The organism is Pseudomonas sp. GW456-12-1-14-TSB6 (assembly GCF_059424205.1).
Window position 1 is genome coordinate 75,914 of sequence record NZ_JBWKZE010000010.1, and the last position, 24,730, is coordinate 100,643.

The window sequence follows — 24,730 nt, forward strand, 5'->3', positions numbered from 1 at the left end:
TGGTGCACTCGACAGGATTCGAACCTGTGACCGCTCGGTTCGTAGCCGAGTACTCTATCCAGCTGAGCTACGAGTGCAATTTGTGTTTTTAGACCAGACCACAACTGGCTGTAACCAAGTTATCTGCATTGCTGCAATTAACTCTTAAATGGTGCACTCGACAGGATTCGAACCTGTGACCGCTCGGTTCGTAGCCGAGTACTCTATCCAGCTGAGCTACGAGTGCATTTGTTGCGCCGCATTATAGCCCGTCTAATCTCTATTCCAACCACTTTTTCTATAAATTTCAACAACTTACAGAAAAAGCCAGATTACAACGTACTAAGCAAATAATGGCGGAGAACGGGGGATTCGAACCCCCGACACCCTTTTGAGGTGTACTCCCTTAGCAGGGGAGCGCCTTCGGCCACTCGGCCAGCTCTCCGCAACACGGGGCGTATATTAACCACCTTCTTCCCCGTTTGCAAACATAAAAATCGATAAAAATTAATGGCTTGGTTCTTCGTCCTTCTCTTTCTTTATACGCAGATAGATTTCTTCACGGTGCACGGCCACCTCTTTCGGGGCATTGACGCCGATACGCACTTGATTTCCTTTGACGCCGAGCACGGTCACGGTGATTTCGCCATCACCGATAATCAGGCTTTCTGCGCACCGACGAGTCAGAATCAGCATACCTTTCTCCTCACGCGAATCATTTCAGGGACAACAGTCTGCAAAAAAAAGGCACCCGACCTACAACCGGAGCGATCGTAGCCCTACATGCCTGAGTATTGACCAGCGCGAGCAAAAGAACAGTTCGGGGGCTCGCGCCATTCAAAAAATAAAGGGCGCGGTCAGACCGCGCCCTTCAGACAACGCATCACTCGCCCTGACGGGCCGGAGCGTCGAGCTCGAAAGCCGTGTGCAGGGCGCGCACGGCCAGTTCCAGGTACTTCTCTTCGATCACCACGGAAACCTTGATTTCCGAGGTCGAGATCATCTGGATGTTGATACTTTCCTTTGCCAGGGATTCAAACATGCGGCTGGCCACGCCTGCGTGGGAACGCATGCCGACGCCGACGATCGAGACTTTGGCAATCTTGGTGTCACCCACCACTTCACGGGCACCGATCTCGCGAGCGGTGTTTTCCAGCACGGTTTGCGCGGACTGGTAGTCGTTGCGGTGCACGGTGAAGGTGAAGTCGGTGGTGTTATCGTGCGCGACGTTCTGCACGATCATGTCGACTTCGATGTTCGCGGCACTGATCGGGCCGAGAATCTTGAACGCCACGCCCGGGGTGTCTGGCACGCCACGGATGGTCAGCTTGGCTTCATCGCGGTTGAAAGCGATGCCGGAAATGATCGGCTGTTCCATGGTTTCCTCTTCATCAATAGTAATGAGGGTGCCCGGACCCTCCTTGAAGCTGTGCAGTACGCGCAGCGGAACGTTGTACTTGCCGGCGAATTCCACCGCGCGGATCTGCAGCACCTTGGAACCGAGGCTGGCCATTTCCAGCATCTCTTCGAAGGTGATCTTGTCCAGACGCTGAGCAACCGATACCACGCGCGGGTCAGTGGTATAGACACCATCGACGTCGGTGTAGATCTGGCACTCATCAGCCTTCAGCGCAGCGGCCAGCGCCACGCCGGTGGTGTCGGAACCGCCACGACCCAAGGTCGTGATGTTGCCGTGCTCGTCGACGCCCTGGAAACCGGCGACCACCACCACGCGACCTGCTTTCAGGTCACCGCGAATCTTCTGGTCATCGATCTGCAAGATACGCGCTTTATTGTGCGCGCTGTCCGTCAGGATCCGCACCTGGTTGCCGGTGTACGACACCGCCGGCACACCGCGCTTGATCAGCGCCATGGCCAACAGGGCGATCGTCACCTGCTCACCGGTGGAAACGATCACGTCCAGTTCACGCGGAACCGGTTGATCTTCGCCACTGATTTGCTTGGCCAGATCGATCAGACGGTTGGTCTCGCCGCTCATTGCAGACAGCACAACCACCAGGTCATCGCCGGCATCGCGGAATTTCTTAACCTTGTCGGCGACCTGCTCGATTCTCTCGACAGTGCCGACCGAGGTGCCTCCAAATTTCTGTACGATCAAAGCCATTTCAAAGCCGCCTCTGCCCATGAAGGGCGCCCAATAATCACTCGAACAGCCGCCGGGCCCGCCACTAGACTGCGGGCCCGACGGGCCGTCTTATAAACCCTGCTCGACGAATGGAACGGTCAGCGCCAGTGCGCCATCCAGTGCGCCGGCGTCGACACCGCCGCCCTGCGCCATGTCCGGACGACCACCGCCCTTCCCGCCCACTGCCGCAGCAGCCTGTTTCATCAAATCACCGGCTTTGAGTTGGCCAGTCAGGTCCTTGGTTACACCTGCAACCAGTACGACCTTTTCCTCATGGACACTGCCGAGCAGGATCACTGCGCGGCCGAGTTTGTTTTTCAGCTGATCGACCAGCGCCAGCAGCGCCTTGCCGTCCTGACCATCCAGACGCACGGCCAGCACTTTCACGCCCTTGACGTCCACAGCCGAAGCCGACAGATCGTCGCCGGCAGCGGCAGCGGCCTTGGCCTGCAACTGCTCGAGCTGCTTTTCAAGCGCACGGTTGCGCTCCAGCACCGCCGACAGCTTGTCGATCAGGTTGTCGCGGCTGCCCTTGACCAGGCTGGCCGCTTCCTTGAGTTGTTCTTCAGCAGCGTTCAAGTAAGCCAGCGCCGCAGCGCCAGTGACCGCTTCGATACGACGCACGCCCGATGCCACACCGCCTTCGCTGATGATTTTCAGCAGGCCGATGTCGCCGGTACGGTTGGCGTGGATACCGCCGCACAGCTCGACGGAGAAATCACCGCCCATGCTCAGCACGCGCACGTTGTCGCCGTACTTCTCGCCGAACAGCGCCATCGCGCCTTTCTGCTTGGCGGTTTCGATGTCGGTTTCTTCGGTTTCAACGGCGGAGTTCTTGCGGATCTCGGCGTTGACGATGTCTTCCAGCGCCTTGATCTGCTCAGGCTTGATCGCTTCGAAGTGACTGAAGTCGAAACGCAGGCGCTGACTGTCGACCAGCGAGCCCTTCTGTTGAACGTGGTCGCCCAGCACTTTGCGCAGCGCAGCGTGCAGCAAGTGAGTGGCCGAGTGGTTCAGCGAAGTGGCGTGACGCACGTCGGCCTCGACGTGGGTTTCCACCGGTGCGCCAACGATCAGGCTGCCCGACGCCAGTACACCGTGGTGCAGGAACGCGCCGCCGGTCTTGGTGGTGTCGCGCACGTCGAAACGGCTGTTGCCGGCCTGCAGGTAACCGCAATCGCCGACCTGGCCGCCGGATTCGGCGTAGAACGGCGTTTGGTTCAGCACCACAACGCCTTCCTGTCCTTCACTCAAGACGTCCACGGACTGGCCATCTTTATAGAGAGCAACGACTTTCGCCGAACCGCTGGTGGCGTGATAACCGGTGAACTCGGTGTCGACGTCAACCTTGACCAGGCTGTTGTAGTCCAGACCGAACGAGCTGGCGGAACGTGCACGGACGCGCTGGGCTTCCATTTCACGCTCGAAGCCGGCTTCGTCGATGGTCAGGCTGCGCTCGCGGGCGATGTCTGCGGTCAGGTCCATCGGGAAACCGTAGGTGTCGTAGAGTTTGAACACCACGTCGCCCGGCACCACGTCGCCTTTGAGCTCGGCCAGATCCTGCTCGAGGATTTTCAGGCCCTGCTCCAGGGTCTTGGCGAATTGCTCTTCTTCGGCTTTCAGTACGCGTTCGATGTGCGCCTGCTGGGATTTCAGTTCCGGGAACGCTTCGCCCATCTCGGCCACGAGAGCGGCAACGATCTGGTAGAAGAAGCTGCCCTTGGCGCCCAGCTTGTTACCGTGACGGCAGGCGCGACGGATGATCCGGCGCAGCACATAACCGCGACCTTCGTTGGACGGCAGTACGCCGTCGGCAATCAGGAAGCCGCAGGAACGGATGTGGTCCGCCACGACTTTCAGGGACGCCTGGTTGTCGTTGCTGCAGCCGATGGCCTTGGCCGATGCGGCCAGCAGGCTCTGGAACAGGTCGATTTCATAGTTCGAGTGAACGTGCTGCAACACGGCACTGATCCGCTCAAGACCCATGCCGGTGTCCACCGACGGGGCTGGCAGCGGGTGCAACACGCCGTCGGCGGTGCGGTTGAACTGCATGAACACGTTGTTCCAGATTTCGATGTAACGGTCGCCGTCTTCTTCCGGCGAGCCCGGCGGGCCACCCCAGATGTCGGCGCCGTGATCGTAGAAAATCTCGGTGCAAGGACCGCACGGGCCGGTATCGCCCATGGTCCAGAAGTTGTCGGAGGCGTAAGGCGCGCCCTTGTTGTCGCCGATGCGCACCATGCGCTCGGCCGGCACACCGACTTCCTTGGTCCAGATGTCGTAGGCCTCGTCATCGCTGGCGTAGACGGTGACCCACAGTTTTTCCTTCGGCAGGTTCAGCCACTTCTCGGAGGTCAGGAAGTTCCAGGCGTAGGTTATGGCATCACGCTTGAAGTAGTCGCCGAAGCTGAAGTTACCCAGCATTTCGAAGAAGGTGTGGTGACGGGCGGTGTAACCGACGTTTTCCAGGTCATTGTGCTTGCCGCCGGCGCGCACGCATTTCTGGCTGGAGACGGCGCGGGTGTACGCGCGCTTTTCCTGGCCCAGGAAGCAGTCCTTGAACTGGTTCATCCCCGCGTTGGTGAACAGCAGGGTGGGGTCGTTGCCCGGAATCAAAGAGCTGGAGGCTACACGGGTGTGGCCTTGCTCTTCGAAGAAGCGAAGGAAGGCTTCACGGATTTCTGCGCTTTTCATTAGGTTCTTCCACGGAGGCTGCGGCCAAAGGCCTGTACGAAACGTCAACAGACGAAACGACGGCAAAGGGCCGCATTATATCGGCCCTGCGCGCGGGGTACAGCGTGTTTATACGATAGAAACGGTCAATTGGGCCGCTAACGCTGTCACTTGCGCGAAAACTCGACGAATGTCGCGATCACTTGCTCGATTTGCGAGCGATTGACGTCCATGTGCGTGACCATCCGCAGACGGGCGGCAGCGCTCAATTTGATCCCGCGCTCGGCGGCAAAGGCCTTGATCGCCTCGGCGCGGTCGCCCATCTGCACGTAAACCATGTTGGTCTGCACCGGCTCGACACTGAAACCGGCCTCGCGCAGGCCTTCGGCCAGCAACTGCGCGTTGGCATGGTCGTCGGCCAGACGCTCCACATTGTGATCCAGCGCATACAGCCCCGCCGCCGCCAGCAGTCCGGCCTGACGCATGCCGCCACCGACCATTTTGCGCAGGCGCCGGGCCTTTGCAATCAACGCCGACGAACCGCACAGCACTGAACCGACCGGCGCGCCGAGGCCTTTGGACAGGCACACCGAGACCGAATCGAAATACTGGGTGATTTCCCGGGCATCGACTCCGAGCTTGACCGCCGCGTTATACAGCCGCGCGCCGTCCAGATGCAGTTGCAGGCCATTGTCCTGAGTGAACTGACGGGCCCGGGCCAGATATTCCAGCGGCAGCACTTTGCCCTGCATGGTGTTTTCCAGCGCCAGCAGGCGGGTGCGGGCGAAGTGGAAGTCATCAGGCTTGATCGCCGCTGCCGCCTGATCCAGGTCCAGCGAGCCATCGGCCTGCACTTCCAGCGGCTGCGGCTGGATCGAACCGAGCACCGCTGCGCCGCCGCCCTCGTACTTATAGGTGTGCGCCTGTTGACCGACGATGTATTCGTCACCGCGCTCGCAGTGCGCCATCAAGCCCAGCAGATTGCTCATGGTGCCGGTCGGGACGAACAGCGCGGCGGCGAAACCCAGTCGTTTTGCCAGTTCCGCTTCCAGACGATTGACCGTCGGATCTTCGCCATACACGTCATCGCCGGTGTCGGCGCGGGTCATCGCGTCGAGCATGGCGGGGGTCGGTTGAGTGACGGTGTCGCTGCGAAGATCGATAACGCTCATGAACCTGGCCTCAAGTCAGCAGGGAAAATCCCTTTTCGAAGACGAATTACTGCGGGCATGGCGCGGATTAATCAACCCTTGCGCAAGGAAAAGTCGTTTTCACGCTTCGAATAATCAGATGGCAATCATCACAAAGGCGCAATGCACGGCCTGGCAATCTGTGTTAAAAACGCTGCGCCGCCCGATAAAGGGCGGCGAAACGTTCTCAGGGCGGGGTGCAATTCCCCACCGGCGGTAATTGCGCGCAATGCGCATAGCCCGCGAGCGCTTGGTGACGAGCACGGCAAAAGCCGTGAGCGGCGGCAAGGTCAGCAGACCCGGTGTGATTCCGGGGCCGACGGTCACAGTCCGGATGAAGAGAGAACGGGATTGACGCCAAAGGGCCGTCCGCCGTGTATGCGCGAGCGTGCGTACCCTTGAATCCCTTTCGATTCATAACGCCCTGTTTTTCACACAAACAGGAGTCAGAACATGCAACCCACCGCTATCGACAGCAAAAGCAAACACACCCACGGCGAGCGCGTCGCGTTCATCCAGGCCTGCTGGCACAAGGAAATTGTCGACCAGAGCCGTAAAGGCTTCCTCGCCGAAATGATCGCTCAGGGTTATCAGGAATCGGACATCGATTTCTTCGAAGTCGGCGGCGCCTTTGAAATGCCTCTGCACGCCAAGCTGCTGGCCAAGACCGGTCGTTATGCCGGTATCGTCGCGGCGGCGCTGGTGGTGGACGGCGGGATCTACCGTCACGAGTTCGTCGCCCAGTCGGTGGTCAGCGGCCTGATGCAGGTGCAACTGGAAACCGAAGTGCCGGTGTTCTCGGTGTCGCTGACCCCGCACCACTTCCATGCCGGCGAAGAGCACCAGAAGTTCTTCTTCGAGCATTTCGTGCACAAGGGTCAGGAAGCGGCGAAGACCTGCGCCGATACGCTGCAGAAGGTGCGAGCGTTGCGCCGCACCGAGCCGCGTGCTGTAGCGGTCTGACCCCACAATGATCGTTCCCACATCGAAGCGTCGAACCGTCTGCGTGGGAACGCCTCAATGGACGCTCTGCGTCCGCTTTGGGACGCTCTGCGTCCCGGGCTGCATTCCCACGCGGAGCGTGGGAACGATCATCAGGCAAGATTTTCGTCAGTGGTCGGCACGATCAGAATGCCCGCTCGCAGGCCGTTCTTGACCTTGGGATTGGGGAAGATGATCCGTGCGCCCTGCTCTTCGATGATCCAGCGGGTATTGGCCAGGTCTTCGGCCAGCACATAACCCACATCCAGTTCCGAAAAGTTTTCGATGTCCGCCGGCAGGTTCAGCCGGAACGCATCGCTGTGCTTGATGATTTCCCGGGCCACGCTGAACAGTTGCAGACCGTCCAGGCCCTGCTCGGCCATCTCCGGTTCGGTGCCTTCGATGATCTGCTTCAGGCGGGTTTCCAGCAGCGACACATTGACCCCGGCGTTCTGCCCGAATGGCCGCGCCTTGCCCAGTTCCAGGGTGAAGGACTCGGCCCCCAGCTTGTCGTAGGTGTAAGAGCTGAACACGATCGACGGTTTGTTCTGCAGCAGCACCGCTTCCATGCCGGCGGCGCGCAGGCGTGCCAGTTCGAGGCGGGAATGCTGGCGACCTTCCTTCCACGGATACAAAGCGAACTGCTCGATCTTCGAACCTCGAATCGCGGTGTGCAGGTCGTAGTGCAGGCGCTGACGATCAGGAAGGCTGAAGAAACTTGCCGCCAGCCGTTCCAGCTCGCAGGCACGCAGGGCTTCGGAACCGCTGCTTTGTTCGTGACGGCCATTGAACAGCCGATTGACGTCCTGCTCGACGAAACGCTCGCCCTTGCGAATCGCTTCCGGGTTGCCGAACAGGAACAGAATACGTGCGCGCGGCTTCAGATCGCCGCGAGCGATGTCATGCAGCAGCCGGTCGAGCAGTTCGATCGGTGCCGTTTCATTGCCGTGGATGCCTGCCGACAGCAGCAGGTCCAGGCCATTGTCGCGCGCTTCGGGTGGCCGGACTTCCAGCGCCCCCTCGCTCAACCAGCGCATGCGCACGCCTTCGACAGTCAGTTGAGTCTTCTCCGCCGGTTCGCGGCCGGCGAGGGTCAGTTCAAGCAGTTTGCCGAGGGCGAGCATAGAGCGTTTCCTTAGTGGTCGTGATTGCAATCCGGGCCGTGCACGTGGCCGTCATCGTCACCGAGGTCAGCCGGTTCCATCTCCAGTTGCAGACTTACCAGATTAGTCGCCAATGGGCGCAACAGCAGGTTGGCGTACTCTTCGTCGCCCTCTTCGACGTCCACGCCGATCAACAGTTGGCCGCGGCCGTCCTGCTGGATCCACAGCTCTTTGCCTTGCCACATGACCGCGACGCGGGTGCAGGAAGTTTGCAGTTGCGTGCCGTCAGTGTCTTCAAGGATCAGCTGCAGGGAATCGCTCATGTTTTACGCTCTCTTGGGGAGATGGAACCGTTCGCCGCGACGAGGCGGCGTATCGGTCATCAATTGATCTGGAATGGATAAACCGCGCCCAGTTTAAGGATTTGCGTCAGTTCATCCAGTGCCGTCCGGCATTCAAGCAGCAATTGCGGATCCGCCAGATCAGTTTCGGTCAGGCGATCGCGGTAGTGCTTTTCAACCCATGCGGTCAACGAACCGTACAACGGGGCGGTCATGATAACCCCCGGGTTGACGGCCGCCAGCTCGGTTTCGTTGAGCGCGACGCGCAGTCGCAGGCACGCCGGGCCACCGCCGTTCTGCATGCTTTGCTTGAGGTCGAAGACTTTCACTTCACGGATCAGGCCGCCGGAGCTGGTCAGGCCTTGCAGGTAATTCCATACGCGCTCGTTGCCACGGCACTCTTCCGGCACGATCAGCAGCATCGAACCGTCAGGGCGCGACAGCAACTGACTGTTGAACAGGTAGGAACGCACCGCGTCATCCACGGTGACCGCCGAACGCGGCACGCAGACCGACTGGAACTTGCCGCCGACCTTGGCCAGTTTGGCTTGCAGTTCGGCCAGCATCTGATCGGTGTCGAGGAACGCGTCCTCGTGATAGAACAGCACCTCGCCGTTGCCCACCGCGATCACGTCGTTGTGGAACACGCCCTGATCGATCACCGCCGGGTTCTGCTGCGCGTAGACCACGCCGTCGTCACGCAGGCCGTGCAAACGAGCGACTGCTTGCGACGCTTCGAGGGTCTGGCGCGCCGGATACTTTTGCGGTGCCGGATAGCGGGTGTCGAACGCACTGCGACCGAACACGAAGAACTCAACGCCAGCCTCGCCGTACTCACGGCAGAAACGCGTGTGGTTCGCTGCGCCTTCGTCACCGAATTGCGCCACCGCCGGCAACGCGGCGTGGTGAGCGAAGTGTTGCTGGTTGGCGAACATCGCGCCCAGCACACGACTGGTGGTCGGGTGCTCGATGCTGCGGTGGTATTTGCAGTTCAGGTTGGCGGCGGTGAAATGCACGCGACCGTCAGCGGTGTCGGCACTCGGGCTGACCGTGGCGGCGTTGGCCACCCACATGCTCGACGCCGAGCAACTGGCGACCAGCAGCGGCATCGCTTCTTTGGCGGCGCGCTCGATCACCTGAGCGTCGGTGCCGCTGAAACCCAGGCGGCGCAGAGCAGCCACATCCGGGCGCTCCTGCGGTGCGAGCACGCCCTGCTGAAAGCCCATTTCCATCAGCGCTTTCATTTTCGCCAGACCTTGCAGCGCCGCTTCCTTCGGGTTCGAGGATTGCTGGCTGTTGCTCTGGGACGCAACGTTGCCGTAGGACAGACCACCGTAGTTATGGGTCGGCCCCACTAGACCGTCAAAATTGACTTCATAGGATTTCATCAGCGAGGCTCCACGAGAATCTGTTTTTATAGGCATCAAATAACAATCGAGTGCAATCGAGGCGCGACGCGCCTCACACCATCTTCACGCCAGGCGTCAGGGCCGCCGGCAACACCAGGCTCGGGGTTTCCAGCGAGGCCACCGGGTATGCGCAGTAATCCGCCGCGTAGTAGGCGCTGGCGCGATGGTTGCCCGAAGCGCCGACACCGCCGAACGGTGCGCTGCTCGCGGCACCCGTCAGTTGCTTGTTCCAGTTGACGATCCCGGCACGGCTTTCCAGCCAGAACTGCTGGTAGCGCTGTTCGGAATCCGACAGCAGGCCAGCGGCCAGGCCAAACGCGGTGTTGTTGGCTTCGGCAATCGCGGCTTCGAAATCGGTGTAGCGAATCACTTGCAGCAGCGGACCGAACAGTTCTTCGTCGGAACGATCGGCAACCGCCGTCACATCAACGATGCCCGGAGTCAGCAGCGCCGACTGCGCCTGCGGTTGAGTCATCGCCAGCAGCGACACTGCGCCATTGGCCAGCAGATGCGCCTGGGCATCCATCAACGCTTTCGCCGCGCCAAGGGAAACCACCGAGCCCATGAATGGTGCCGGCTGCTGGTCGAACGCGCCGACCTCGATGGTCGAGCTGACTTCCACCAGACGCTTGAGCAGGCTGTCGCCCCACGCGCCTTGCGGCACCAGCAGACGCCGGGCGCAGGTGCAACGCTGGCCGGCGGAAATGAATGCCGACTGAATGATCGTGTACACCGCTGCGTCGAGGTCGGCGACCTGATCGACCACCAGCGGATTGTTGCCGCCCATTTCCAGCGCGAGGATCTTGTCCGGACGACCTGCGAACTGCTGGTGCAGGTGATTGCCGGTACGGCTGGAACCGGTGAAGAACAGACCGTCGATGCCCGGGTTCGCCGCCAGAGCGATACCGGTTTCGCGGGCGCCTTGCAGCAGGTTCAGGACACCGGCCGGCAGACCGGCTTCAATCCAGCACTTGACCGTCAGCTCGGCGACTTTCGGGGTCAGCTCGCTTGGTTTGAACAGCACGCTGTTACCGGCCAACAGCGCCGGCACGATGTGGCCGTTCGGCAAATGACCAGGGAAGTTGTAAGGGCCGAACACCGCGACCACGCCGTGGGGCTTGTGGCGCAATACGGCGGTGGCGTCGCCCAACGGGCCGCTCTTCTCGCCGGTACGTTCGCGGTAGCTCTGCACCGAGATCGCGATCTTGTTGACCATGCTGGTGACTTCGGTCGCGGCTTCCCACAGCGGCTTGCCGGTTTCCTCACCGATGGTGCGGGCCAGTTCGTCAGCGTGATTTTTCAGTGCAGCGGCGAACGCTTCGAGCACGCTGATGCGATCTTCCAGGGTACGCCGGGCCCAACTTGGGAATGCCTGACGCGCAGCCTGCACGGCCGACTCGACCTGAGCGGCGGTGGCGCCCTCCCCCGACCACAGCACTTGCTGGGTCACCGGGTTCAACGATTGAAAGGCCTCGCCCTGACCGGCCAGCCACTCACCTGCGATGTATAGCGAATTCATTATTTCGACTCCCGGGCAGCGGACAACGCCACGGCGCGAACCTGATCGCCAGCGTTGAGTTGAAGACGTTTGGCGGTCAGCGGATCGACCACCAGGGTGCCGGCGGCCAGACGGGCCGGCGCAGCCGTGATGCGGCAATCTTCGCGTTTGCGGTTATGGATGATGAACGGCGTGGCGTCGTCGCCCGGCGTGCCGATGGCCAGCACCAGCGCTTCGCTGTCACGCACCGCGCGGATCTTGCTGGTCTCGCACTCGATGGCCGGGCCGGCATCGAAGATGTCGACGTAACCCTGATAGCTGAAGCCTTCACTCTTGAGCATCGCCAGCGCCGGCTCGGTGTCCGGGTGCACCTGACCGATGACGTTGCGCGCGTCCGGCGACAGGAAGCAGGTGTACAGCGGGAATTTCGGCATCAGTTCGGCAATGAATGCCTTGTTGCCGACACCGGTCAAATAATCGGCCTGGCTGAATTCCATCTTGAAGAAGTGACGGCCCAGGCTTTCCCAGAACGGCGAACGACCGGCTTCATCGGATACACCGCGCATCTCGGCAATGATCTTGTTGCCGAACAGCTCCGGGAATTCGGCGATGAACAGCATCCGCGCCTTGGACAGCATGCGGCCGTTGAGGCCGGTGCGGTAATCGGCGTGCAGGAACAGCGAGCACAGCTCGGAGTTGCCGGTCAGGTCGTTGGCCAGGAACAGCGTCGGGATCTCGCGATAGATGTTCAGCTCCTGCGAGGCGCTGACGGTCAGGCCGACGCGGAAGTTGTACCAAGGCTCGCGCAGACCGACGGCGCCGGCGATGGCGGAAATCCCCACCACGCGACCGTTGTCGTCTTCGAGCACGAACAGGTAGTCCGCGTCGCCACGGCCGGCTTCACCGCGAAAGGTCTTCTCGGCCCAGCCGACCCGGTGGGTCAGGCGCTCTTCGTTGGCCGGCAAGGTGGTCAGGCCGGTGCCGGTGCTGCGGGCCAGGTCGATCAGAGCGGACAAATCGCTGCTGCGTACGGGACGAACAATCATGCTATCTCCTCAAACGGGCCGCCGTGGCCACCCGTGAAACTCGCTAAGGCGTTAAACCGCCACCAGGCGCACGCTGGCACCTTCACCGACGCCCAGGGCTTCGGCCGCTTCCAGATCCAGAGTCACCGGTTTGCCCGGCGCGTAATCCAGCTCAAGCAATACCGCGCGGTAATCCTGCAACTGGGCGTTGGCCACCAGATACTGGCGCCCGGCACCTTTGACCGGCTCGCCGAGTTTCACCGGCACCACGCGGCTCTGGGCGATCGAACGGATCCCCGAGACACGCGCATGCAGAGTCGGGCCACCGTCGAAGATGTCAATGTAGTGATCGGTCTCGAAGCCTTCGCGCATCAGGATGTCGAAGGTGATCTGCGCACGCGGGTGCACCTGGCCCATCGCCTCCTGAGCGGAGTCCGGCAGCAGCGGCACGTAGATCGGGTAATGCGGCATCAACTCGGCGAGGAACGTCCGGCTTTTCAGGCCACACAGACGCTCGGCCTCGGCGTAGTTCAGGTCGAAGAAGTTGCGACCGATGGCGTCCCAGAACGGCGAGTCGCCGTTCTCGTCGCTGTAACCGACGATCTCGGTCACCACCGAATCGGCGAAGCGCTCAGGGTGGCTGGCGACGAACAGCAGACGGCCACGAGAGTTGAGCTCAGACCACGGCGAACCCACCAGCTCGCGCTGCACGTAGAAACTGGTCAGCAAGCTGTTGCCGGTCAGGTCATGGCATTGCGAGAGGACGTGGATCTTGTTGTGGATCTTCAGCTCGCGAGAGGCGTGCACGAAGGTCTCGTTGCGAAAGCTGTAGAACGGCTCGGAATAACCGGCCGAAGCAACTATTGCCGAGCAGCCCACCAATTTGCCGGTGGCAGTGTCTTCGAGGACGAAGAAATAACTCTCCTCGCCGTTGAAGCTCACCTCGGCGGCAAACGAGGCTTCGCTCGCGGCGATCTTGTCGCTCAGGCGTTCAACGTCATCCGGCAAGGAAGTGACACCAATCGGGCTGTCCGCAGCCAGACGCTGTACCTCGCCCAGATCAGCCATTTGCGCGGGGCGCATCACCAGCATGGTGTCACTCCTTTCTCTACTTCAGGTCGGCGAAAGCGCCGACTCGGGAAAAAAATGCCGGGCAGGCCCGGCACAGGAAAAATGGTCCCGGCGCCTGTCGATCACGACAGACGCCGGGCGGTCTTGCATGAATCAGGCTTGCGTCAGTTTCGCCGCAGCACGTTCGAAGCGATCCAGACCGGCGTCGATGTCCGCGTCTTCAACCACCAGGCTCGGGGCGAAACGGATCACGTCCGGGCCGGCCTGCAGAATCATCAGGCCTTCTTGTTCAGCGGCGTTGAAGATGTCCTTGGCCTTGCCTTTCCAGGCATCGCTCAGCACGCAACCGATCAGCAGACCGAGACCGCGCACCTGGGTGAACAGGCCGTATTTCTCGCCGATCTGTTGCAGGCGGGTCTTGAACTTGTCGTGCTTGGCGTTGACGCCGTTCAGCACCTCAGGGGTGTTGATCACGTCGATCACCGCTTCGGCCACGGCACACGCCAACGGGTTGCCGCCATACGTGGTGCCGTGAGTGCCGACGACCAGATGCTTGGCCAGCGCTTCGGTGGTCAGCATAGCCGCGATCGGGAAACCGCCGCCCAGGCTCTTGGCGCTGGTCAGGATGTCCGGAACCACACCGAAATGCTGGTAGGCGAACAGGTTGCCGGTACGGCCCATGCCAGTCTGCACTTCGTCGAACACCAGCAGCGCGTTGTTCGCGTCGCACAGTTCACGGGCGCCTTGCAGGTAAGCCAGCTCGGCCGGCAGCACGCCGCCTTCACCCTGGATCGGCTCCAGAACGACCGCGCAGGTCTTGTCCGAAACAGCGGCTTTCAGTGCCGCCAGATCGTTGTACGGCACGTGGGTGATGCCACTGATCTTCGGGCCGAAACCGTCGGAGTACTTCGACTGGCCACCGACGTTCACGGTGAACAGGGTGCGGCCGTGGAAGCTGTTGAGCGCGGCGATGATTTCGTATTTTTCGGTGCCGAAACGGTCGAACGCGACGCGACGGGCCAACTTGAAGGCGGCCTCATTGGCTTCGGCGCCGGAGTTGCAGAAGAACACGCGCTCGGCAAAGGTGGCGTCGATCAGCTTGTGCGCCAGACGCAGGGCCGGCTCGTTGGTGAACACGTTGGACACGTGCCACAGCTTGTTCGCTTGCTCGGTCAAGGCACCGACCAGCGCCGGATGCGCGTGACCCAATACGTTGACGGCGATACCGCCGGCGAAGTCGATCAGCTCGCGGCCGGCCTGATCCCAGACGCGGGAACCGGCGCCACGCACCGGAATGAAAGCGGCAGGCGCGTAGTTGGGAACCATAACCTGGTCGAAATCGGCGCGTTGTACCGCAGCGTGCTCAACGGACATCGGAGTCTCCTGATGAGGGCCACCCGCCTGAAACTGGCGAGCGATGGGGGGATTGTAAGGACAGTTTTGTGCCCGGCCTTGTCGCCAAGCGACAACTTCTTATAGCGCAAACCCCGGATTTTCCCGGGTTTACGGCAATGCGACATATACCGTCGCAAAGGCGCAGTTTAAACCGTCGACGACAATTGCAGCAGGCCCGAGAAGATATCAATTGCAGGCCACAGCGAGGTCATATCTATATACCGCACCCCACTCGGGACTTTTTGATTTGCTTGGCTCATTTCCAGACGCCAAGGCGCAATCCCATGCAATCACCGACCGAACCACAACCGGGCGTCATACCCGGCAATCCCCCCTCACACTATCAACTTCTGGTGGATGCGATCCCCGAATGGCTGAGCCAGGCCTCTTCCAGCCGGCGCGCGGCGTTGAAGAACAACCGCCGCCCGGTCACCGACAGCATCAGGAAAGCCCCCCAGGCACAACACGATCAATTGCGCGCCGCGATTGCTGGGCATATGCAGGTGCAAAACGGCATCGACCAGAGACTTGAGCAAGTGCAGGACGCCAGCGCTTATGCCGAGCCCCTGCTCAAGGCGGCACTCAAGTCACGATTCGGCCTGGAGCTGGACGTGAAGGAAACCTTCCTGCGCCTCTATCTACCTGCCACCACGCCCATTTTCGGCATCAGGACAGGTGTGCGCAGCTGGACGGTTTCCCTGATCGATGCCGCACTGCACAACTTCCAGAAGGACGAGACCCGGGACGAGGCCTACGACACGGACTCCGGTTTCATCACTCGCCCGTCCCAGACCGGCCAGTTCGAAACCTTGCCGCAGATCCGCGCGAAGATCAGCATTCCCGCCTTCATCAGCCTCTGCCGGGAGCTAGATATCGGCGCCAGCTATAAGGCCTATCTTGAAGACTGTCTGGGCATCTCCAACCCGGTCGTTGCCGCCATCCTGCCCAACAGGCTGAGGGAGAGTCAGAAAACTGCCCTGAAAGCGGCCCTGCAACTGGCACGCATCAACGGAGACATCGGCGAGAACTGGTTGCGGCTGATCAACGGGATGCTCGACGGCATACAGGGCATGCGCATCAACGGTCACACCTTGCGCTGCCAGGATTTGACGATGATGTCGGCCCCCCTCACCGGCATCGTGGTTTTCGCGGCGGATCTGGAACAGGCGAGGGTCGCGCTCGGAGTGGTGGCCTACATACCGGGCGACCCGGAACACCCGATCAAGGAGTACGCCTCGAGCGCCGCCATGGAAAAGGAACTGGCCCGCCAGTTGCGTTCGCCGGAGTACCAACGCTTTTTTGTCCAGTTCGTCGGCCACGAACAACGAGGGCATTTCCTTGCCGATCTGAACCGGCGCCTGAGCCAGGTGAAATGGCATAAACCGGAGCCAGGCAGCCAACTGCCCTCCTGGCGAGACACACCGATCGAAAAGCCCAAGCTGCAACTGGCTGTATCGCCCATCACCGGCGACCTCTGGGAACACCTCTACCAACGCAAACTGAATAAAATACTCAACGACGCGGCCACCCTTGCCGTCCCGACTGCCTACGCCGACCGAAAAGCGCGCTGGGCGCTTTGGGATTCCCTCGTCGACATAGCCTCCTCGATCCTGCAGATCGCCTCGTTTGTCGTGCTGCCCTTCGTGCCGTTCCTGGGCGAAATGATGATGGCTTACATGGCCTGGCAATTTCTCGACGAGGTCTTCGAAGGCATTGTCGACTGGGCCGAGGGGGCCGTCACCGAGGCCGGTGAACAATTGTTCAGCGCCCTCGAATCGCTGGTTCAACTGGGAGCCTTCGCCATCGGCGGCGGCATCGCCATGACGGAGCTGCCCAAGGTACTGCCACCGAGCGTCGTCTCATTCGCTGACCGGTTCCAGCCCGTCAAATTGCGCAACGGCAAGACCCTGTACTGGAAACCGGACCTCAAACCCTACGAAAGCCCGATCGTGCCCCCAGAAGGTGCCGCACCCGACCAGCAAGGGTTGCACTGGCATCAGGGCAAAAAACTGATGCCGGTCGATCAGAAGCATTACGCGGTCAGCGATCACGCCCATCCCGACAAGTTGCAGATCGAACACCCGACCCGACCGGATGCTTACCGCCCGGTCGTCTTTCATAATGGCGAAGGCGCCTTTCATACCGAACTCGATCGACCGCTGGAATGGGATAAGGCGGTTGCATTGCAGCGTCTGGGTCCGAACATCGAGCCGTTCTCCCCCGCCCGTCGTGAACAGATCCTCAAGGTCAGCGGTTGCCACGAAGATGCCTTGCGCAGGATGCACGTCGATCACGAGCGCGTCCCCCCGCTGCTGGCCGACACGATCCAGCGCTTTCGGATCGATCAGGATCTGCAGGATTTCATCAGCAGGATGGCCAGCGACCAGGCCGAGGACTACCTTCGTGCCGATCCGCTGCTGCAGCTCCAGCTGCTCAATGATCAAAAGCTGCTGCCTGCCACCCGACGCCTGCGCCTGATCGACGGGCACGGAGAAGTTCTCTGGCAATCCTCCGCCGATGACCAACTGCCGCTGATTGACCTGCACCAGGATCGACTGGCCGACGGCGACCTGCTCAAGACCTTGCTGCAGTCGCTCGGCGAACAGGACATCAACGCCCTGCTGGCGGAAGAGTTCGGCCAGATGATCGCCCTGGATGCCCGCACTCGCCAACTGAGAAGCCGGATCGCGCAGATCGCGACATCGCGCCGTACGGCATTGTTCGAGGCACGCTATCAGGCGCTTCAACATCGCGAAGATGCGCTGGTGAAAAAGGTTGCCGTGAAGGAGCCGCACCTGCCCGCCAGGCTCACCGAAGAATTGCTGCACACCGCCACGGGCACCGAACTGCTGGCCATCGACGCCGGAGAATGGCCGGAGCGCCAACAGCATCTCGCCACCGCCGCGACCCACGAACTGCGTATCGCCCGCGCCTATGAAGGCTTGGAGCTGGACTCGGTGCGCAACCCGGACACCGATACGCTGGCGTTGCACAGCCTCAAAAGGCTGCCGGGATGGTCGAAGGACGTCCTACTCGAAGTCCGGGCCGGATCCCCCGAGGGAGCATTGCTGGACAGCACCGGTCCGCAATCGGCCGCTGTCCGGAAAGTGCTGGTGCGCAGAACCGATGGCCACTGGCAACCGTTCGATGATCAAGGGCTGGAATTGCACGCGCCCACCGATTTCTACACCTGCGTGCTGCAGGCACTGCCGGATGTGCAACGACAGGCCCTGAACCTGCAGATCGGCGAAGGCACAAAACTCAGGCAAGCCATTCGTGACAATCCAGTGGATCGGAACGACCTGCGCCTGACGATTTCCGATATCCCCCAGCAGCCAGAGGTCGTCGACACATTGCGACTGGTCGGTACACAAGGCTATGCCCGGGAAAACCCGCAAAGTCCGCGCACCCTGGAAAACCGCATCAGGCAGGTTTATCCAGGCATGGCGGACGACGATATGCCTGCCATGGTGCAGCACCTTCGAAATCACCCTGACGGCCCGCTCGCGGAACTGTCGCGCCTTCAGCTCGAGTACGCACAACTGGACAGCGACCTGACCCAATGGACGATCAATACTCCGCGGGTCGATCCGGACACAAGACAGGCCCTTTCACCGATCCGACACGCAGCCGCCCAGCGCGACCGCCAACAATTCGCCCATGCAGTGCGTCGCTGCTGGCGCAGGGAAACGTCGGAGCCGGGCGGTTTCCGATTGCAGTTTGCAGAGCCTCTGACGGGCGAACTGCCGGTCCTGAGCGCGAATTTCGATCATGTCACCAGCCTTGAGCTGACAGGCTCCGACAGCAATGGCCAGATCGTACGATTCCTGCAAGGTTTCACACGCCTGCGACGACTGGCATTGAATCACTTCGACCTGGATGACCTGCCGCACCCGATCACCACCATGACCTCGCTGCGACAACTGAGGCTGCGCCATTGCGGCATTACTCTCACTCCGCAAAACCAGTTGCTGCTGTCATCGCTCAATGAGCTGACCGCCCTTGACCTGCAAGGCAATCCCCTGGGCATCACGATGGACGTCAATGCCCTGTCGGCACTGCATCACCTCAACCTGACCGATACCGGAATTTCCGAATTGCCCCACGGCTTGCTGGCTCACCCACGGATCAAAAGTGTCTGGCTTGCCAACAACCGGCTCACCGTTCTTCCCGAGGTCATGTTCGAGTTCTCCCCCGGCACCACCGCTGGATACGATTTTTCCGGCAACCCGTTTTCCAGCGTCACGCGGGAACGGATAAAGGTCTACTTCAACCGGACAGGCAACCACATGGGCGTGCGGGCCGCACAATCGGAGATCGACCGGACCAAGGCCCTGTTCACCGATCTCAATGATCGTCAGGCCAGTGAGCTGGTCTATCGATTGCCGGGGTCGCTCATTCAAGGGCAGATCCAGCTGACTCGCTGGGAAACCGAGATTGCACAGATGACCGCCGACCTGGCCGCCTGGGTCAGGGACATACCCGACCGCAACCCGCTCACGGGCGAACTGTTCAGCTTCGATGAGCGACTCGCCGAGCACTCGGCGCGAGACGTGTTCGCCGGGCGGCTGGAACGGCTCTGGCGTCATCGCTCGACAGCGCATTCACTGATGAGGGCGGAAGTGTTCACCGCTCAAGCGACGTTCAGGGGGGAGATGCCCGAGCTCACGGCCGATTTCAGCCACATCACCACGCTGTCCATGACCGGCAACAAGGGCATCAGCAGCATCGGCGCCTTTCTGCGCACCTTCCCACGCCTGACCAGTCTGATTCTTCAGGACTTCACACTCGAAGGTGCGTCCCAGTCCCTGGCGCAGCAAAGCGCTCTGACAACGCTGACGTTGAACAACTGCGACTTGAAATTCACCGCCGAAATCCAGGCGGCACTGGCAGCGATGCCCGAACTGGAACTGCTGGAACTGCCTGACAACCCGCTTGGCAGCGCACCCGATCTGAGTGAACTGGGCGAACTGACTTACCTTGACCTGTCCAATACCGGCATCGTGGAGGTGCCGCCCGGCCTGGCGGGTCATCCGAAACTGAAAACCGCGATCATCAGCGAAAACCGCATAACAGAAATTCCCGACGCCTTTTTCTCGCTCCCGGCCCGCGCCAGCGAAGGGCTCGATTTTTCCGGCAACCCGTTGACCGCCGAGACGCGGGAAAGAATCAAGACCTATTCCCGCGAGCACGGCCCGGACTTCGGCGTCCTCGCCGACCCGACGGATATTGGCATCACCAAATCGTTGTTCCCCGGTCTGGACGATGAAGAAGCCAGTGAAGTGTTCTATGGCTTGCCTGGCGATATCGAGCATGGCCGCTCCCGGCTCAGGCACTGGCAGGCGGAGATTGAACAGCTCTCGTCGGACCTCGCGCACTGGATCAATGCGACGCCGACCAGACACCCGATTACCGGGGAGACGATGAGTCCGACGCAAATGTTCGCGGAGCATACGCAAAGAACGACATTCGCCCGGCAACTGGAACAGTTCTGGCGTGCGAGAACACCGGACACCCCCAGGCAAAGGAACGACACACTGATCCTGAACGTTGCGCTCATCGGTGACCTGCCTGCCCTGTCGGCGGACTTCAGTCACGTTTCCGACCTCTCGTTCAGAGGCAACAATGCACTGAACGCAATGGACACCTTCCTCGACTCGTTCAGCGGACTGCGACATCTGGAACTGCATGACTTCTCCTTCAATCAACTTCCCCCGGCCTGTGAACGCATGCCGTCGTTGCAGCGCCTGATCATCGAAAACTGTGCGTTGACATTGACCCCGCAGACACAGGCCAGCCTTTCCTCCCTGAGCCGGCTGCAATACCTGAACCTGAGCCGCAACCCATTGGGCGCCCCGCCCTCGCTGTCGGGCATGACGGCACTGGTGCATTTGCGACTGACAGACACGGCAATCACCCGCCTGCCGGACGGCATGTTCGATCACCCACGACTGAGTGCCGCCATCCTGGACAACAACCTGATCAGCGAGCTGCCCGATGGCGTGTTCAATATCCCGTCACCACACCCCGCGCAACTGAGCTTGACCGGTAATCCGCTGAGTGCGGCCAGCCTCGAACGCATCAAGGTCTACTTCCAGGAGAAACGGCAGAATTTTGGAGTCTTCATGCCTCAAGAGGATCTGGACCGGACCCTGTCGCTCTTTCCAGACCTGGATCGCGAGGATGCCAATCGCGTGCTGTATCTGTTGCCGGGAACGCTTGAGGACGGCCGGATGCAGATTGCGAACTTGGAAACGCAGTGGCAACAACTTGACGAAGATCTCACCGCCTGGGTTGTCGATGTACCCGAGCGCTTCCCGGCCACCGGTGAGTTGCTGAGTAACGATCTGCGACTGGCAGAACAGGCGGATCGCGAAACGTTCTGCCGGGAACTCGAAGCGTTCTGGCGTGAACGGTCGCAAGAACAGCCCGAGATCAGGTCACAGACGCTGAACCTGAATATTGGGTTTGTCGGCGACCTGCCTCCATTGCGCACAGACTTCAGCCATGTGCTGAGCCTGTCGCTCACGGGCAATACGCAACTGCGGGTCAACGACCGGTTTCTCCAGTGTTTCAGCGGGCTCAAGGCGTTGGAGTTACGCGACCTGGGACTGGGACAGTTTCCGCGAGCGATCACCGGGATGCCTGCACTTGAAGAGCTGGTGTTAAGCAATTGCGACCTGGTACTGGACAACGAGGGCCGGACGGCTCTTTCGGCGCTGACCCGACTCACCAGCCTGGATCTCTACCGCAATCCGCTGGGCCGGGCGCCCGATTTGCGACGCATGACAGCCCTTGAGTATCTGGATCTGGCCAGCACCGGCATCCGCGAACTGCCCGAGGGTCTGCTGGATCTGCCGAACATCGAGACCGTGGTACTCAACAACAATCAAATCACTGACATTCCCGTGGGCGTCTTCGAACTGCCAGCCACTGCAGGCGCCGGCTACGACTTTGGGGACAACCCGCTGAGCGCCGGCACTCGTGAGCGCATCAAGGATTACTTTCGTCGCAACGGCGAGGATCTGGGCGTGCTGGCCGAGCCGGCGGATATCGCCCGCGCCCGCACACTGTATCCGGCGCTGGACGATGAGCACGCCAGCACTTTCGTCTATCGTCTGGACGGCACGCTGGCGGACGGCCGAAACGAGTTGACGCGCCTGGAAGCAGAGCTCGAAACGCTGCGGGGAAATCTCGCTGCATGGGAAGCCGACATTCCCGACCATCCGCTGACCGGACTGCCGCTGAGCACGCAGGAGCGCCTGCAAGAGGAATACAACAGGGCGCTCCTCGCGGAAGGGTTGTTGATGTGCTGGCGCAAGATTCCGGTGGAGGGTGGGAGCGTTGCCGAGCATCGATTCACCTCGACCGTTTCGGTTCGGGGTGAACTGCCGACATTGCAGGTCGAGCTCAGCCATGTGTCGGACTTTTACCTGGTCAATACCGCCGACCACTGGCCACGCCTCGGCCGGTTCCTGGACGCGTTTCCCAACCTTGAACATGTCGATATCCGTGGCTACGACCTCGGCACGGTGCCCGAGGCCATCTTCAGGATGAACCGGCTCACCACCCTGAGTCTGCCCGCCTGCCGCATCACCCTGACCCCGCATGAAGTCAACGGGCTGGCCGGGCTGCATTCGCTTGAGCTCCTGCATCTGCAGGACAACCCCCTGACACTGACGCCCGACCTGAGCAATCTGCAGCGCCTGAGCGATCTCGACCTGAGCACCACCGGCATCCGCGAAATCCCCAGGGGCGTGCTCGAAAATCACAACTGGATGGAAATCGACCTGTCAGGCAATGAAATCACCGAAGTTCCGGACGAACTTCTGGAAGTACCGGCCTACATCGGTGATCGTTACGACCTGCGCGGCAACCCCTTCTCCGCCGAGGCCATGAACCGCATTCGTATGTATTACCAGGAAACGGGTCATACGCTGAATGTCGACAACGTGGTCGGACAGCAGGCTCCTGTAACTCGTCCCGGTGTCGCCATGGAAGATTGAAAGCCCTGAAAACGACAACGCCATGGAATCGGAATCCATGGCGTTGGTCTTGCGGGTCATCCGCGCTCGGGTGGCACCGAGGACAATTCGAAAGGGCTGCTGCTGCGCCTCTGGTTGCGATCCTCCCGCGGCGTGGCGCCGAAGAAGTTGCGGTAGGCGCTGGAGAAATGCGGCCCCGAGGAGAACCCGCACGACAGGCCGATCTGGATGATCGACTTGCTGGTCTGCATCAACATCTGCCGGGCCTTGTTCAGGCGCAGTTCCAGGTAGTACTGGCTCGGCACGCGGTTGAGGTATTGCTTGAAGATCCGCTCCAGCTGGCGACGGGACACGCACACATGCTGGGCGATTTCGTCGGTGGTCAGTGGCTCTTCGATGTTGGCTTCCATCAGCAGCACCGCCTGGGTGAGCTTCGGATGGCTGGAGCCGAGACGGTTCTGCAATGGAATGCGCTGACGCTCGCCGCCTTCGCGGATGCGCTCGACCACCAGTTCTTCGGAGACCGCACCGGCCAGTTCCGCGCCGTGATCACGGGCCAAAACAGCGAGCAGCAAATCGAGCACCGACATGCCGCCGCACGCCGTCAGACGATCGCGATCCCAGTCGAACAGATGGCTGGTGGCGATGACTTTCGGGAATCGCTCGGCGAAATCGTCCTGCCAGCGCCAGTGCACCGCCGCGCGGTAACCGTCGAGCAGACCGAGTTGCGCCAGCGGATACACACCGGCCGACAGACCGCCGATTACACAACCGGCACGCACCAGCTGCTTGAGCGCGCTGCTGAGCGCCGGCGCCAAAGTGGTCGGTGGCTCATCAGCGAGCAGGAACAGTTTCTGGAAGTTTTCGAGCTTGCCCGCCCAAGGTTCGCCGGGCAGTTGCCATTCACCTTCGGCCGGTGCTTCGGCCTGCAGGAACGACAACTCGTAAACCACGTCCGGATGCACACGCTGGGCAACACGCAAGGCCTCCTCTGCCAGCGCCAAAGTCAGAGCTTTAGTGCTGGGCCAAATCAGGAAACCAATTCGATGGGCAGTCATGGCGGGCGATCCGAAACGTAAACAGAGGGAAAAACCGAAATCGGCTGCAACCAAATTAGACCATCTGGCGCGCTGCGCAGCATGACCTAATCTGGTGCATAACGGGAGCGATTACTTGAGGCTGCCCGAGAGGAATTGTTGCAAACGTTCCGATTGCGGATTGACCAGCACTTCACGCGGGTTGCCGCTTTCTTCCACGACGCCTTTGTGCAGGAACACCAGCTGGTTCGACACTTCACGGGCGAAGCCCATTTCGTGGGTCACCACCACCATGGTCCGGCCTTCCTGAGCGAGGGCCTGCATGACTTTCAGCACGTCGCCGACCAGTTCCGGGTCGAGGGCGGAAGTCGGTTCATCGAACAGCATCACTTCCGGTTCCATCGCCAGCGCACGGGCGATTGCCACGCGCTGCTGCTCGCCACCGGACATGTGCCCCGGGAACGCATCCTTACGATGAGCCACGCCGACCTTGTTCAGGTAGTGCTCGGCTTTCTCGCGGGCTTCGGCCTTGGACACGCCCAGCACGTGAACCGGCGCTTCCATGATGTTTTCCAGCGCGGTCATGTGCGACCACAGGTTGAAGTGCTGGAACACCATCGACAGTCGCGAACGCATGCGTTGCAGCTGTTTCGGATCAGCGGCTTTCAGCGCGCCGTCCTTGTTCGCCACCAGCTTCAGCTCTTCGTTGTTGAGCAGGATCTTGCCCGCGTGCGGCTGCTCGAGCAGGTTGATGCAACGCAGGAAAGTACTTTTGCCGGAGCCACTGGAGCCGATGATGCTGATCACATCGCCGGCGGCCGCTTTCAGGGAAACGCCCTTGAGCACTTCGTGACTGCCATAGCGTTTATGCAGGTCTTGGACTTCAAGTTTGTACAT

General features: G+C 61.0%; 15 protein-coding genes, 3 tRNA genes and 1 riboswitch. Of the genes, 2 read left to right on the forward strand and 16 right to left on the reverse strand.

All coding sequences use genetic code 11. From position 1 onward, the window contains the following. The 7 genes from AC07Y2_RS11685 to ltaE form a co-directional block, all read right to left on the reverse strand. A tRNA-Arg gene (locus AC07Y2_RS11685) sits at positions 1-77 on the reverse strand. A gap of 72 nt (positions 78-149) precedes the next feature. Continuing rightward, positions 150-226: transfer RNA gene (locus AC07Y2_RS11690), tRNA-Arg, on the reverse strand. Between the two features lie 107 nt (positions 227-333). Further along, positions 334-424: transfer RNA gene (locus AC07Y2_RS11695), tRNA-Ser, on the reverse strand. Between the two features lie 62 nt (positions 425-486). Then, a complete protein-coding gene (gene csrA / locus AC07Y2_RS11700) occupies positions 487-675 on the reverse strand; it encodes a carbon storage regulator CsrA (protein ID WP_002554426.1) in 189 nt (62 codons plus the stop codon). Positions 676-862: 187 nt separating this feature from the next. After that, positions 863-2,104 (reverse strand): aspartate kinase, encoded by a 1,242-nt coding sequence (locus AC07Y2_RS11705; RefSeq protein WP_007951048.1) that lies wholly within the window; start codon positions 2,102-2,104, stop codon positions 863-865. Between the two features lie 90 nt (positions 2,105-2,194). Continuing rightward, positions 2,195-4,819, reverse strand: coding sequence for an alanine--tRNA ligase (gene alaS / locus AC07Y2_RS11710; protein ID WP_039772080.1), 2,625 nt, complete (start codon positions 4,817-4,819; stop codon positions 2,195-2,197). Between the two features lie 146 nt (positions 4,820-4,965). Continuing rightward, positions 4,966-5,970, reverse strand: a complete 1,005-nt coding sequence (gene ltaE / locus AC07Y2_RS11715; RefSeq protein ID WP_039772078.1) for a low-specificity L-threonine aldolase — start codon at positions 5,968-5,970, stop codon at positions 4,966-4,968. Between the two features lie 197 nt (positions 5,971-6,167). After that, a riboswitch (FMN riboswitch) is annotated at positions 6,168-6,339 on the forward strand. A gap of 102 nt (positions 6,340-6,441) precedes the next feature. Here ltaE and AC07Y2_RS11720 point away from each other — a divergent pair. Then, the gene (locus AC07Y2_RS11720) at positions 6,442-6,951 is read left to right on the forward strand and encodes a 6,7-dimethyl-8-ribityllumazine synthase (RefSeq protein WP_011335530.1); all 510 of its coding nucleotides are present in this window, start codon (positions 6,442-6,444) and stop codon (positions 6,949-6,951) included. 131 nt (positions 6,952-7,082) lie between these two features. On the opposite strand, the gene astE is transcribed toward AC07Y2_RS11720, so the two are convergent. The 7 genes from astE to AC07Y2_RS11755 all read right to left on the reverse strand — a co-directional run bounded on the left by astE (position 7,083) and on the right by AC07Y2_RS11755 (position 14,790). Next, positions 7,083-8,093, reverse strand: coding sequence for a succinylglutamate desuccinylase (astE, locus tag AC07Y2_RS11725; protein WP_007951052.1), 1,011 nt, complete (start codon positions 8,091-8,093; stop codon positions 7,083-7,085). Between the two features lie 11 nt (positions 8,094-8,104). Beyond that, positions 8,105-8,395: a hypothetical protein gene (locus tag AC07Y2_RS11730; RefSeq protein WP_011335531.1), complete on the reverse strand. Its 291-nt coding sequence runs from the start codon at positions 8,393-8,395 to the stop codon at positions 8,105-8,107. A 59-nt stretch (positions 8,396-8,454) separates the two neighbouring features. Continuing rightward, positions 8,455-9,801 (reverse strand): N-succinylarginine dihydrolase, encoded by a 1,347-nt coding sequence (gene astB / locus AC07Y2_RS11735; protein ID WP_103386065.1) that lies wholly within the window; start codon positions 9,799-9,801, stop codon positions 8,455-8,457. 73 nt (positions 9,802-9,874) lie between these two features. Continuing rightward, a complete protein-coding gene (astD, locus tag AC07Y2_RS11740; RefSeq protein WP_178082850.1) occupies positions 9,875-11,344 on the reverse strand; it encodes a succinylglutamate-semialdehyde dehydrogenase in 1,470 nt (489 codons plus the stop codon). Continuing rightward, positions 11,341-12,366: an arginine N-succinyltransferase gene (gene astA / locus AC07Y2_RS11745; protein ID WP_027612638.1), complete on the reverse strand. Its 1,026-nt coding sequence runs from the start codon at positions 12,364-12,366 to the stop codon at positions 11,341-11,343. Before astA ends, astD begins: the two co-directional genes overlap by 4 nt. Positions 12,367-12,417: 51 nt before the next feature. Then, complete coding sequence (gene aruF / locus AC07Y2_RS11750; protein WP_011335535.1) at positions 12,418-13,437, reverse strand: arginine/ornithine succinyltransferase subunit alpha; 1,020 nt, start codon at positions 13,435-13,437, stop codon at positions 12,418-12,420. 132 nt (positions 13,438-13,569) lie between these two features. Next, positions 13,570-14,790 (reverse strand): aspartate aminotransferase family protein, encoded by a 1,221-nt coding sequence (locus AC07Y2_RS11755; RefSeq protein ID WP_103386063.1) that lies wholly within the window; start codon positions 14,788-14,790, stop codon positions 13,570-13,572. A gap of 68 nt (positions 14,791-14,858) precedes the next feature. Between AC07Y2_RS11755 and AC07Y2_RS11760 the strand changes: the two genes are divergently transcribed. Continuing rightward, positions 14,859-22,817: a dermonecrotic toxin domain-containing protein gene (locus tag AC07Y2_RS11760; RefSeq protein ID WP_256586986.1), complete on the forward strand. Its 7,959-nt coding sequence runs from the start codon at positions 14,859-14,861 to the stop codon at positions 22,815-22,817. Between the two features lie 56 nt (positions 22,818-22,873). On the opposite strand, the gene argR is transcribed toward AC07Y2_RS11760, so the two are convergent. Further along, on the reverse strand, positions 22,874-23,854 hold the full coding sequence (gene argR / locus AC07Y2_RS11765; RefSeq protein WP_011335538.1) for a transcriptional regulator ArgR: 981 nt from the start codon (positions 23,852-23,854) through the stop codon (positions 22,874-22,876). A 111-nt stretch (positions 23,855-23,965) separates the two neighbouring features. Beyond that, entirely contained in the window at positions 23,966-24,730 is a 765-nt protein-coding gene (locus AC07Y2_RS11770; protein WP_003227281.1) for an ABC transporter ATP-binding protein, read from the reverse strand.